The 12,991-nt window shown below is 40.1% G+C and carries 11 protein-coding genes; 3 read left to right on the top strand and 8 right to left on the bottom strand.

From position 1 onward, the window contains the following. Positions 1–142: 142 nt before the first annotated feature. From O71_RS16015 to O71_RS15980, 7 genes are all read right to left on the bottom strand, one after another. On the bottom strand, positions 143–2,095 hold the full coding sequence (locus O71_RS16015; RefSeq protein WP_007658781.1) for a UvrD-helicase domain-containing protein: 1,953 nt from the start codon (positions 2,093–2,095) through the stop codon (positions 143–145). Positions 2,096–2,174: 79 nt separating this feature from the next. Next, a complete protein-coding gene (locus O71_RS16010) occupies positions 2,175–2,870 on the bottom strand; it encodes a hypothetical protein (RefSeq protein WP_155800960.1) in 696 nt (231 codons plus the stop codon). Positions 2,871–2,943: 73 nt separating this feature from the next. Beyond that, on the bottom strand, positions 2,944–3,597 hold the full coding sequence (locus tag O71_RS16005) for a hypothetical protein (RefSeq protein ID WP_007658778.1): 654 nt from the start codon (positions 3,595–3,597) through the stop codon (positions 2,944–2,946). A 425-nt stretch (positions 3,598–4,022) separates the two neighbouring features. Then, positions 4,023–4,514 (bottom strand): hypothetical protein, encoded by a 492-nt coding sequence (locus O71_RS16000; RefSeq protein ID WP_007658769.1) that lies wholly within the window; start codon positions 4,512–4,514, stop codon positions 4,023–4,025. 796 nt (positions 4,515–5,310) lie between these two features. Then, positions 5,311–5,811, bottom strand: coding sequence for a recombinase family protein (locus O71_RS15990; RefSeq protein ID WP_007658764.1), 501 nt, complete (start codon positions 5,809–5,811; stop codon positions 5,311–5,313). A gap of 129 nt (positions 5,812–5,940) precedes the next feature. Beyond that, positions 5,941–6,300, bottom strand: a complete 360-nt coding sequence (locus O71_RS15985) for a hypothetical protein (RefSeq protein ID WP_007658762.1) — start codon at positions 6,298–6,300, stop codon at positions 5,941–5,943. 18 nt (positions 6,301–6,318) lie between these two features. Further along, complete coding sequence (locus O71_RS15980) at positions 6,319–6,732, bottom strand: hypothetical protein (RefSeq protein ID WP_007658760.1); 414 nt, start codon at positions 6,730–6,732, stop codon at positions 6,319–6,321. Positions 6,733–6,909: 177 nt separating this feature from the next. Between O71_RS15980 and O71_RS15975 the strand changes: the two genes are divergently transcribed. From O71_RS15975 to O71_RS15955, 3 genes are all read left to right on the top strand, one after another. Next, entirely contained in the window at positions 6,910–7,869 is a 960-nt protein-coding gene (locus O71_RS15975; RefSeq protein ID WP_051017795.1) for an ADP-ribosylglycohydrolase family protein, read from the top strand. Between the two features lie 1,226 nt (positions 7,870–9,095). Beyond that, positions 9,096–10,523, top strand: coding sequence for a hypothetical protein (locus tag O71_RS15960; RefSeq protein WP_007658752.1), 1,428 nt, complete (start codon positions 9,096–9,098; stop codon positions 10,521–10,523). A 786-nt stretch (positions 10,524–11,309) separates the two neighbouring features. Further along, positions 11,310–11,708: a hypothetical protein gene (locus tag O71_RS15955; RefSeq protein WP_007658750.1), complete on the top strand. Its 399-nt coding sequence runs from the start codon at positions 11,310–11,312 to the stop codon at positions 11,706–11,708. A gap of 593 nt (positions 11,709–12,301) precedes the next feature. Here O71_RS15955 and O71_RS15950 read toward each other — a convergent pair. Next, positions 12,302–12,748, bottom strand: a complete 447-nt coding sequence (locus O71_RS15950; protein ID WP_007658748.1) for a DUF4339 domain-containing protein — start codon at positions 12,746–12,748, stop codon at positions 12,302–12,304. Positions 12,749–12,991 lie beyond the last annotated feature (243 nt).

Below are 12,991 nucleotides of genomic sequence, written 5' to 3'. Positions count from 1 at the left end.
TGGTGGAGAAAAAAAATGAGCCGACGACGCGGGCTCAGGGAACAATACATTAGGGCAGACCACTGTCAGCTAAGCCACAGCTGTCAGACTATATCTTGACTATTACAGATGATGCCAGTTTTGCAAGAAATTTAGTGCAATTTTAGTTGATTGTTTCTACGAATTGCAATTCTCCCATAAAGCTGTGCAGTTCTTGGTCATCAATATCAATAATGATTAAGTTGCGCATACACCTAGTAAAACCAGTGTATACCAACTCCTTGTATGTCGATTCAAGAGTGTCTTTATGAGTAATTAGGAATAAAGTCTGAATCTCCCATCCCTTGTAGCTATGCACGGTTGAAAATTTCATTGTACCAGAGTTCATCCAAAAGTGTAACTTCTTGTTCTTTCTTATTTTCTCAAGTTCCTTTTTGAATTTTTTTGTATCACCATGGATACCCTTTAAATGGTTGTAATACTCCTTTGTTTCAGCCATTATATATGTTTTTTCTGGGCTGATTTTTCTATACTCGAAATCTATCTCTCTAATTACATCAATAGATAAGGACAATACACATACATCATTAGGATGTGCCCCTAGTTGGATGGTATAGGACTTTATAAATGATGCTACTTCTTGAAAATTGAGTTGACCAAAATATTTGTAATGGACTCTATCGAAAAGAGCTGATTGGAAGTTGAGATTTTCAAATTCATCTGGTAGGTGATTATCTGCTAAGAAGCGCTTCTGAAACGAGGAAGCAAAGGCAGTTATAGTAGGAGTGAGGCGGAAAGATTGATTCAATTCTGACCATCTTCCAGGGCTTTCTGGTATTACTAATTCTTTCTTATTATCAACCAGTGCTACTCTATTATAGATGTCCTGCTTGCTATCACCAAACACCACAAATTCACCATCTTCTTCTAAAAAGTATTTTTTAATTATTCTTAACCAAGTAGTTTGATAATCCTGAACTTCATCAATCAGGATTGCAGCGTATTTCTCAATTTGATCTTTATGTTCTGCAAATAGATTAATGTTACTGTAGTAGTTATTCTCGAAGAATGCATCCTTGCGCCACTTCTCCCAATTGTCAAAATCTGTGGGAATATCAAAGTCAATACCAAGGTTGTTCAGGACAGAATTATAAAAATCGTGGTAATTCGCTATATGAAAGTTTTTCCAGTAAAACTCTTCTCTTACATTACTGATTTTGTCATGAATGTAGTTCTTGAGTGATATGTTATAGGTTAATATTAAAACCTTGTCATCCGTTCTTTTGTGTGCATTAACAGCTCTTTTAGCAAGAACTAGAGTCTTACCAGCTCCAACAATTCCTTTGATTTTCTGTTCACCGGATCTACTTGTAGACAACTCAATCTGTTTCTTGGTATAATTGAAATTCTTCCCATCATCCATTGAATGGAATGATGGCTTTAAGTATCTTTTAAAGCTATCGTACAGCTTGTCATCAAAATATGTTGACTTCTTGCTAATCCACCTTCTTTTAAGGAGGTCCTTTAAATCTTTAGAATTAAGGTTGTCATAGCCTATAAGGTCTATGTTTTTATTTAAAAAAGTTAGATAGTTACTTTCATCTTCTTCTAGCTTGTCATATGATTCTTTTTTTGCGTTGGACTGATCTAAAAATTCTTTTTTCCGCTCAAAAGGGGTTAGAAGGAAGTCTTTGATATCGCTTTGCTTCTCATGATAAAAGAATATGGCGCAATTGACAATATACCAATACTTAAATTCCTTTAACTTTAATTCTAACAGGTTCTGTATATGCAGGTCGTACATATTCTCTTTGTACTTCATGACCTGGGAAATCGGAGATTTTATCAATGCATTATTATGTGTGACAAACCACCTTTTTCTATAATCGAGATGGTAACTATCCAATCGCCAGTCCTTCACCTCGATAATTAGTACGCCTCCTCCCTTTCGCATCAACACAATATCCGGGCAATCACCATTTAGAAAGGGCTGGAAGAATACTTCATATTCATCATCCAGGGTTTCAACTAAAAAGTCAATCATTTTAAGCTCCCCTTCGGTTGGAGGAACTTTAAGACTTTTGATAGTTTCGTAGTTTGGGTAGAGAATTGCCATCTAAAGTGAAAACAATTAATTGAAAGATAAATAGTTTGAGGATAATAGCTTGTAAAGGTTCGTATTGCTATCAAAAAGGTTATTTGATAGTATTGTCGCTGCTTATATTGGCTTTCTGGCCATGGTAGATAACGCAAATCAGATCAACGATAAATATCAGGAGCCTCTGCTTCAGAACATTTTTGTCTGTAATATGTGTGACAGGATCTGGCATATGGTGTAGGAACTTATTGCAAATTTCAAGTTGGTTCTGGCTCATGCCCATTTCTGGTAGCCAGCTTATATTCCCATCACATTGCCGCTGGAACAGTAGCGTCAAAAGATTGTACAGGTGAGTGTACGAATGTTGAAATGGCAGGCCTTCTTCCACATCACGCTTTTCTAGCTTCTTCAGGATGTTCTTATTCTCAAAATCTATCTTAAAGTTCCTGGACTGTCGCTTGTAGGGCAAGAGAGAGCCACCACCATATTTATATGTAATGTATGTCATTGCAAGGTTTTGCAGGCTCAACTCGAGATTCGGCTCAACTTCGAATTGTAGGTAACGTCTCAATTCTTCGTGCGAGTTGAAAAATAAGTTGCTTGGCATTATAGAGTTCTCTTCAGCCCGAGACAGAATAGCACCGCAAATCTCGTCTGTTCCGTATACAGGTGTCTCTTTGAATTTGCCCGTACCCCTAAACTTTAATGTAACTGCATCAACACCATAAATTGCCAGCTGCAGGTTTGACTTCGGGCATTCCCAGAAGTCATCCTTATTGAGCATCAGCTTCACCTCCTCGTTGTTCAGTTGGCATTCAGGCAAAAGCCATCGTTATATAATGTCTCCATAGCTTGCGTAGAAAGTCTCAGTTCTCTTTTAAGTTGTTTCCGAAAATAAATAGGAACTGCTCGATGCTCTCACCGCTTGTGCCAAGCCTTTCAGCCAACTCGTTCATAATTCGGATATAATCTAGGTAATGCTTCCGGGTGTTACCATAGTGCATGGATTTGAGTTCAGCGAAGTCAGCAAACACGTTGCTGCGGAACACGTCTATGAGCCTTAGGTCAAGAATCAGGGATGGGTAGCCATTAAACTTGATGCCCATGAAATAGAGTATCTTGCTGAATGTGGACATCCCCAAGCCTTGAATACTGTCAAACATGCGCACCACTGCTTCATAGTCTTCTGTCTCGGGATTAATTTTAACTTTTATGTTGTCCAGAGCCTCTTCAAGGGGCACTATGTTCCTCAGGATGTTCACAAAATGGTTGCCACGCATACCGTTTGGGTAACCCCAGTAAATGACTTTGGCGATAAGTTCACGGGTGGAGCCAGTGTGGGAAAGTAAGTCCTGTCTGCTCAGTTCGAGTTTGGATTGGTTCTGGAACAGCTGATCGTTTAAATCCTGCAGCCAATCAATTTTCATTTCTGCATTCTTCCAGTTGCTACGCTTCGTGGTGAAGCTTTGATGTATCACAGGCAAATGCTGAATTAGTTCTTTGTACAGTTTTGTTTCCACGATTAAGGTGTACAGTTATAGCGATAAGTTTTGATGATATAATAAACACACATCTTGATGCCTCATTGTGAGAGGGGTTTTAAATCATTTATAATTATAGCAATGTAGTAATATTATAATTAAAATGAAGTAAAATACAGATCTGGGATGAGGCTTAAATATATGTGACTATTGGGTTGCATTGGAGGTCTCAATAGCCATCGTGGAATACTTATATAAATCAAATCTTCTGCGGAGTACCTGTAATATGACTTGATTAAAAGACAGATAAATACTCCGATATAGCATCTACTCGTTTAAATTTTCCAATTGTTGTTAAGAAATTATAATCTTAAGTTACGCATCAGAGTGAACTTAGAGAATGCCAAGTAGCTCCAGAAGCATCTACTGAACCATAGTGGCCTCTTCAATAGTAGGGTCTTACTTCAATTCAAACTTCTATCACTAGTCGCAAGTGGTGTAGCCGCTAACAAAGAAGTAATTTTGTAGGTCCTTGTAAGAGGGCTATTATATATGCAACTAAATGTAAGGGACTTTTTAATGCTTTCTGCTTTGCTATGGATATCAGTCGTATCTACTGTAAATGCGAATAATCCTGTTCCTTCAATATAATAAATGGTCTTAGCAACTGATAGTTGGTAGAGGAAGGCTTGGTTTTGCCAGTATGTTTCAAACTCAGTGAGCTCTCTCTTCACATAATTGTTTTGAAAAATTATCGATTCGCCTCTTCTGTCTCCCTCTAAGAAGTAGTAGCTTATTGAGATCTTGTCATCAGGATGATTGCTTTCGCTGCAAAGATAGAATTGAAACTCTTTCTCCTTTAGCATAGCTCTCTTTAGAACCTTTAGCTCTTTGCCTTTGATTTTCACACCTTTTTGCATTGCGAAGGAGCTAGTAATAATTTCAGTTCTTTTCATATTGTTGCGGTCTTATTTCTAGGTCCCAAGTGATGAAACGGCAATCTCAGTCTGGAACTGAAAAGATTTATAATCGTGAAACCTACTCTGCAGTCCCTATTGTAGCTTCAGATTGAGAATTTGTCAGGCAAAGTAAGAATGTCAGTTTCCAAGAATTAAACAAAATGTGCCGGTTTCTATTTTCATGTGGATAACTTGAAATCATAATTAAAAACCCAGCAAGGTTAGTTTATCTTTTCTCATCCACCCCCTTAGCATGTCCGGAGAGTTATGATCGTTTTTTGTTATACCTTTAAGCTCTTGCTCTACTTTGGAGTTTATTATGTATAAGAAGTATGTTCCGTCTGGCATACACAGCTGTAGGGCAGAATACAATGCTGGATTCTCGTTATGGGTAAAAGCCCAACTTTCCAGACCATTATCTAAAAAACTCTGTAAGTGCTTTCTGATGGCTGCTCTTTGCTTCAGGTGTTTCTGTCTGGAGAAAATATCTTTTAGTATTAGTCTTAACATTTTTAAATTTTATTAGTCCTTACTTTATGGTATGGTGAGTATGAAAGATTTTAATATTGATCTGAGAATGATTTACAATTGATTTTATATGTAGAGGTAGAACCGTCTAGGTCAAGTAACTGCAGATGCATAACAGCTACAACTGGATAATAGCTTTTTTGACCTTGATGACGGTATTCTTAGCCACACCATGCAGCTTCACACACTGATTCAGCGATAGTCCCTGCTTCAGGTCCTTTACCAGTTTCGGGCCCTCCCGCAATAGCTTTTCATTATTCTTTTTTCACCCAGCCTGGCGACCTAGAGTTTTCCCCTTCTTGACAGCATGATCTAAGCCACTTTTTATCTTAGATAACCTCTGCTTGTTATCCTCCATGCTTACTTCGGCATATACTGAGATGAGGATGTTGGTGACAAAGGTCTCTTCCCCGTTAGTATCCAGACTCTCAAAACATTGGTTCTTAAATACCACAGAGATTTTCGGCTCGTGCAGGTAGTCAATCGTTTTGCGAATCATTCGTGCATCCCGACCTAGACGCTCCACTGAAGTCACAATTACCTTTCTGAAAATTCCCCGCTTGGCCAAACTGAAGAGATGCTCCAAGTCCGGCCGCTTGGCACCGGTACGCCCGGAGATGTTATTGGCAATGGTTTCCACCACCTCATAACCCTGTGAGGTGCAGTAACTCTGCAGCTCCTCCAGTTGGTAGGCGTAGGACTGGGCGTCAGTGCTGACACGACAGAACAGAAGCACTGGTGTTTTGGATGTGACTGGTTCAATCATATCTAGAGTTTATCGTGAACTAAAGGAAGTAAAGTTTTGTGCTGGTCTGGTTTGAAAATGATGGACATTCTAACAGGACCTTTAAATTGAACCACCTGACCATTACTGGCGTGAGGCTACGCAAGTTGTTTAAGCAGCTTTTCTGTCCATGGCGGCTAAAAGGTTGTCAATCTTCCTCGTCCTCATGTTGGCGTACTTTCGCAGCACGGTGATGTTGCTCTTCTTGCCATCCCGGTAGACTGTGAATGTCTTGTAGACGTTCTTGCATGTTTCATAATAAGTGAAGTAGACTTCGATTTTGTCTATCGTAGCTTTTAGGCTGTCTTCCCCAAGCGTTACTCTAAAGCCTAGCTTCTCAAAGAACGAGCTTACCTCCATCTGCCGCTTACGTTCATTATACCTCCTGCCTGATGCGTGTGCACTGCTTCCCCATCTGTAGGTGTTGGCAGTTAGGATATCGGGGAATTGAATTTCACTGGGAGTATCCATTATTGTTATGATTTGTTTTTAAGGTTGGTTTGTGTCTGGCCCATCTTGGCCGCTGTCTTTTTCCTGCTTGGCATCCTTGTCCTTTTTAAACTTTATGGCTGAGGCTCTTATACGCCCTCTCCCTTCAGTCTTCTTTAATTCTGATATAAGGATTAGCGTTTCGAGCCTTTCCTGAAGGTACGTCTTGATGTGTTCTGCTCTCTCCGATACTTCTGTTGGGTCATAGGGAACCTCATCGAACTGAACACCCGCTTCCAAATCTTCCTTCAGAAAGTCGAAAAAGGTTCGGATAAGCACTTTCTCATTTTCATTAAAGGTCTTTCCATCCTTTACTTTCAATTTGTTATTAAAAGCGCCACGGGTAAGGCCAATAAAGTCTGCTAAAGAGGCCCCGCTAATATTGTAAGTCTTTAATAACTCAGCTAACTTCATATAATGCAGTAACTATATCCGGTCAATGGCATACTATTGCTATAGAACCTGTGTGATGATATTGTTTTATGGTTACAAATGTATTATGTTTATTTTTACAATACAAATGTAACCAATTATTAATTTTAGGAATTGTTACAGAAATCAACTAATACATTGAGAGTCAAAAGGATAATTTTGTCTGGATTTCTTGGCGACAGCCTTGGAACCAGCGTGGAGTTTCAAAGCAGAGAAGAACTAAAGCGAAACCCGGTCACAAGCCTCCGTGGCTGGGGCACTTATCCGGTGCCTCCGGGCACGTGGAGCGATGACTCCAGCATGACGTGGTGCACCATTGAGTCCATTTTGGAAGGATATGACCTGTATAAGCTTGTTTTGAAATACCTTGACTGGTACCGGAATGGCAGCTACACGGCTACGGGAGTCTTGTTTGATATTGGCATAGCCACACGTAGGGCGCTGGATTGTGTTGAGGCAAAACTGGAGCAGGATGGGGGTGATATAGGCAAGGTTGATATAACCTTGTGTTCTGGTAGCGGGGAGCATGACAACGGTAATGGATCATTGATGCGTTCTGCGCCCTTGGTAGTGCTGCTGAATTCCTTAAACTTCACCGAGAGATTTGAACTGATCAGGGAGAATTCGTCCATTACACATTCCCACATACGCTCTGTCCTTGCCTGCTTCTTCTTCTGCGAGCTCCTGTTGGCAATGCTAGAAACGAAGAACAGGGAAATGGCCTACGCAGTAGCGGTGAATAGCTTGGAGCGTGCGTTCACGCTGGAACAGCTTAGCGTACCAACTTCAGAGCGCCTTGCCTTCAAAAGAATTCTTTCAGGCGAGATTCTTGATGCCGAGGAGGAAGAGGTATTTTCCTCAGGCTACGTCATACACACACTCGAGAGTGTATTGTGGTCTTTCTACCAGTCTAACAATTTCGAGGAAACAATTTTCACAGCGGTTAACCTTGGCGAGGACACAGACACTGTATGTAGTCTAGCCGCACAGCTAGGAGCCAGCTACTTTCCAGAGGAGCAGATTCCACAGGATCTGCTGGCTGGTGTGCAGCGGATCGATGAAGTGATAGCCTTAGCCGAAAAGCTGGAAAGATTCTCGCTTGAGCTGAACAGAAAGTAGCAACATTTTCAAGTATGCTTGGTATGCAAAAACTAAGTTTCTTAAAATGAAACTGCTGCTTTTACCCCTTTTAAAAGAAGTTTACCTTATTTTTATAAGGTTTATATAGTTACAGGCTCTGTAACTCGTTGATACAAAGGGTCTTTGAGGGGGTAAGTATAACAAAAGTCCACTCAACTATAACAAAAGTCCACTCAACTATAACATTTCTCCACTTAACTATAACAAAAGTCCAACGAACTATAACATTTCTCCACCGAAGTATAACAAAAGTCCACGAACTATAACAAAAGTCCAAGAGCATTGTAATTCATAGAATTCTACAATGGCCAAAGGTTAATAGTACTCTTCACGAAGCACAGCTATCGGAGGAATTTGGGATCTACCAATCTTAATCAAATTACGTTATAGGTTGTTCCTATACAATGAACTGTGGGAGCTTAAAACCCGGCACCTTTATTTCCACTTGGATGTTATATACCCTCATGTAAAGAGGATGATAAGTGCTCCCTACCAAAAGCAGCACATGGTAGACTTCAAACTCATTTTTAATAATCAGTGTATCCAAGAACAAGGGAAAGGTTTCGTGTAAATCTGCTTTATTAATGGCAGCATGACAGAACCCCTTGTACTCATCTTGGAGGTACAAAGTAATATTGTAAGCTTTCCCAGAGAGGGTGTATGGGAATTTGCAATAACCCCGCTTGAAAAGTTTATCTACCTCTATCATTTGACTTGCTATTAGTTTTATCCTGCGCTTTGATGATTGCCTCACCCAGTCTGTTGACTGCGATATCCATGGCCTGCACCTTCGTCAGTCGGACTCCCTGCTGATAGAATAGCTGCCTGATTAGGTAATTTAAGTTGAAAAAAGTAGTGTCTTTCATCTTAACGCTTCTGTACTCATTGCTCATGAATGTGCCTTTCTTTTTAGGTATATATCAAGTTCTTCTACCTTTCTTCTACCACTTTGCCCTTCCATTTTTGTAAATAACAGAATGCATCGTCTAGCGCATTATTTAGAGAGCCGGGGGCCTGTAGGTGGCCCCGGCTCTGTCTGGCCTCTATCATGTACAAAAAACATCGGAAACCTGAAAAAGGGTGGAAGTGGGGTGGAGGGGTGGTTTAAGTTTCCGATGTTTTTTACAATTCAAATTTTTATCAGTGGAAGTTAAAACTTTCTCATATCGAGATTCTATAAGCTTCGAACCTTAAAAACTATCGAAGTGAGAAAGAAGAATCAACAAAAACAACTTACATGGGGTTACCTTCCAGCCAACCTGCCTGCGCAGTTATTTAAGACGATACTTAACCAATCAGGCCTACACGACCGAGTGCTATTGCTCTATAAAGTTATCTTCAACTCCTACAGGAGGAGATACCACGATATCTTTTCATATCAAGAGTTTGTCCCTATCCACAGCCATTTGGTGGAGAAGATTTTAGGGGAGAAGAAGGCATCGGCCGCCTTGAAGTTTCTTACTCAGAATGACCTGCTGGAGATGAAGCCACACCGGCATAGTCAGCCAGACCCACGTAACAACCAGACCAGAAGCTTCCGAATACCAACTAACCTGCTGCAGGTAAACATTTTCGGAGTAGGCAGTAAATATTATAAGAAGGTAGCTATTATGGACAAAAAGGCCTTTAACGCTGAGCTATGCTACCGTGCAGAACGGCATAAAAGGTTCATTGGCTTATCAAACGACCCAGTTTTAGCAAAGCTCATTGAGGCGCTGCAGGATGTATATCTGGTACTACACACAAAAGAAGCAAGAGAGCTGGTGAGAACCAACAAGTTAGAAGTGGAGAAGCGTGGCTATAGCTACCTGAAGTACCTCTACCATGTTGATGGCAGGGATATCGAATGGTACAACAGGGACAACTATGGCCGTGTGCACAATGCATGGCTGTCTTTAAGGAAAGTATGCCACCCGCTTGTCAGATTCAAGGGGTTTGACGAGTATGAGTGCAAGGAGGTGGATATTAAGAACTGCCAAGCCTTTCTTTCAGCCATCTTGGACGTTGATGTCGTGGAGCGGATACTGCCTGAGGCCTCTGACTTAGTAGAAGGCATTGACTTTACCTCTGCAGATTGGGAGGAGTACCGGGGGATCTGCCTGAATGGAACGGTATATGAAGTTTGGGCAGAGCAATTGAAACAGTACTTTACCCCAAGCTGGAAGCAGGCACTACAGCAATACGAAGAGGTCAAGAACGCTAAGAGGAAGAAAAAAAAGAAGCCTTTCAACTTCCTCGCAGCTACTGATAGGGAGGCGGCTAAGAAAGTTTTCTTCTATGTCCTTTTTGGTTCTCAGTCCGCTGGCGATGCTGTCAGTGAGTGCTTTAAGGCTCGTTTTTCAGACGTGTGGCATGGGTTCAAAACAATTAAGTCGAGGTACAGTCAGTACAATCCTTCTATCAAAAATAGGGGAGTAAAAGGAAGCTATACAAACCTGATGTGGATGATGCAGCGCATCGAAAGTGAGGTAGTTATTAACACATGCGTGGCAAAGCTACTTCAGCAAGGCGTGACGCAGATAGTCCCAAGGCACGACTCTATCCTGACTCCTGAGCCGTTGCTGGGACAGGTAAGATATGAGCTTATTAAGGCATTTGAGTATTGGCAGTTACCTGTGCCAGTCATCAAATAAGCAAAATACAAGAGCAACTAGAGCAATGCAAAGAACCTTTGAGAATGAGTCTAGTTTCATCACATTCCTGCACGAGGCATACAGCTTAGGATATGTGCACGTTGTGAATCACCAAGGCAGAGCGGCACATATTTCAAGTTTTCGACAATCATGCCTATTGAGTATATCGATGATGGATGGATTGTGGTGTACCTGGATGACGTAGAACTTAACAGGAAGGTGGTAGACATACTTCACCGGCTTAGCCCAATAGCCCTGTTCGAGCACTATGGGATTGTCAGAAGCGCAAAAATTGACTTTCTATTAAGTTTAATGGATGACTGATCTTTCTCCCTAGAGCTACAACTGGGAAGATGAAATTCGGACACAACAAGAGGGAGCCTATTACAAAGCACTCAACAGCTTCAAGGGAAGTACGATCACTTTATCTACTGAAGCAAAGCTATGCTTACGGTCCTAGCTAGTAAGGGTATTGTAACTAGTGATATAGGTACATTCTTAAGTTGCAATCACAGTTGTTACATAGAGTAGCGAGGTTTGGTTCTGATAACAAAAACTCTAACTATGGATGTTGACAATATAGGTGTTTTGAACATAATGGATATGGGTTAAGAAATTTAACAATTTGTTAACATAGACAAAAAACAGTGTTTATTTAGTGTATTGGCCTTTTTTATGCAAAATATTCCTGCATGCAAAGTGAAAAAAATATTCCCACATGTTTGTATTATTTTTATATTACTTTTGCCAATACAAATAAAATCTGTTTACATTTAAGTTAAATCAATGAGAGTACAAGGAAACATTGCCTTTGAAGTAGAAGGCCTTAAAGAATTTATGGATGAAACCTTTGAGTTAGCCATCCAAGAGGAAAATCAGAATTTTCCTGATGATATCGAATATAGCTTCAGTTATGATGCGGAAGACAATCTTTTTACGTTTGTCATTGGAGAAGAAGGATGGTATAAGCGGCTGGTGATAGCGAATCAGGAATTGAAGGGAATACTCTTAAAATATATAGAAGGGGAATGGGGGGACTACTGTGAGGAACCTAACTATTACGTTATCTATGTACGACCTGATTTGGAAAAGTTCATTCAGGGGTTGTTCCAATGCATAGACAACTCTACTTACATGCGAAAGTTGAAGATAGAGAGATTGCTAAGAAGCACGAGTGGTAGCTAGAGCGGAACAATGACTTTAGAAGATTATTTCTAGAGTCAGGAGAAGATGATATCTCAGGTTCGCATCTTGGTGGAGAGGCCTGCTTGGTCTCCACCTTTAGACTTGGTAGGGGGAAGGCGAGTGACAACAGGTACTAAGACAGGCTGGCCAAGGCCTCCCTGCATGAGGTAGTTCATCCATTGGGGGCACTGTGTTGTGACCTCGTGTTTCATTGCTGATGCTGGTGGAGGGGTGGCGACTATAGACAAAGCCAAAGTGACTTTATGTGACGGGTGTATGAGGAAGGCAGGACTGGCTCAAATACAGATTGGTTAGTACTTTCAATTTTATTCAAACTAAATTCTAGAAATATTAAATGGAATTGGATAACCTACAAATCAGGAATCGTTTACTTCCTGATTTGTAGGTTAAAGCTTATGCATTTATTTCTTTTTAGATAGGTAGTTTTGAAGCCCAATATAAATTTATATGTGGTAATTTGCTTTGTAATGTTTTCTTTATCCTTTTCCTGAAAACCCTATTTTGATAGCTGTAATAAAACATCCATAAAAGGCCAAGTCCAAAAATGAACAAAGACAAAAGCATCAGTATTATTATAAGCGGTTTAGGGTAAAGTGCATCAACAAAAATTTATTCTTCATAAAACCTACTCTAGCTCTATTACTTTGGCTTTTGGATATTATCAATACTTGCTGACCAAAGATTGTTTTACTATGTTGTATTTTTGCATCTGGGAACTCATTGTGTAAAATGTTTTGCAGAGCGGCAATATCTCCTGTTTTTAACTCTTCCTTATTGATAGGGTTATCTGAGATAGAAGAAGTAGGTTTTCTGATAAAGTCAGGGGGGGCTATCTGTTGAAATGGTGGCGGTAATTTAAAATAAGAATTAAAATCATTAAGCAGCCCGGCTCTTTTCCACTCTTCTAATCCTTCATACCAGATAAAGCTATCCCGAGAGATTTTTAGGTTTTTAAGTTCCTCAAATGATAAAGGCCCTTCCTGCTGGCCCTCTTCATTAATTAGGTAATAGTTTTTCATCTTAAACAAGTTCGATTTATAAGTATATAGTAGAATTAGATGTCAACTTGCCTTTTATCTCGAGAAAAGGGAGATAGCAAATAAGTATTATAATTTGTTTCTGTTTCTCTAGTAATACAAAGAATCTTTATAGGAAAGGTGGAAGTGACCAAATTAATTAGCCCTGACATGTCTAGTCTCCTTCTTGGTTAACCATGATCTCATTTGTATTAAGTAATAAACTAGTCAAATCAAAGGTAAATA

The organism is Pontibacter sp. BAB1700 (assembly GCF_000277005.1).
Taxonomy (GTDB): Bacteria; Bacteroidota; Bacteroidia; order Cytophagales; family Hymenobacteraceae; genus Pontibacter; species Pontibacter lucknowensis.
Note: the sequence above shows the minus strand (reverse complement) of the source record. Positions and strands in the feature narration are given on the sequence as shown.

Excerpts from the sequence above, each read along its gene's own strand:
- O71_RS15990 (WP_007658764.1), bottom strand. The coding sequence starts at position 5,811 with ATGATTGAACCAGTCACATCCAAAACACCAGTGCTTCTGTTCTGTCGT.
- O71_RS15950 (WP_007658748.1), bottom strand. The coding sequence starts at position 12,748 with ATGAAAAACTATTACCTAATTAATGAAGAGGGCCAGCAGGAAGGGCCT.
- O71_RS16000 (WP_007658769.1), bottom strand. The coding sequence starts at position 4,514 with ATGAAAAGAACTGAAATTATTACTAGCTCCTTCGCAATGCAAAAAGGT.
- O71_RS15980 (WP_007658760.1), bottom strand. The coding sequence starts at position 6,732 with ATGAAGTTAGCTGAGTTATTAAAGACTTACAATATTAGCGGGGCCTCT.
- O71_RS15985 (WP_007658762.1), bottom strand. The coding sequence starts at position 6,300 with ATGGATACTCCCAGTGAAATTCAATTCCCCGATATCCTAACTGCCAAC.
- O71_RS16015 (WP_007658781.1), bottom strand. The coding sequence starts at position 2,095 with ATGGCAATTCTCTACCCAAACTACGAAACTATCAAAAGTCTTAAAGTT.
- O71_RS15955 (WP_007658750.1), top strand. The coding sequence starts at position 11,310 with ATGAGAGTACAAGGAAACATTGCCTTTGAAGTAGAAGGCCTTAAAGAA.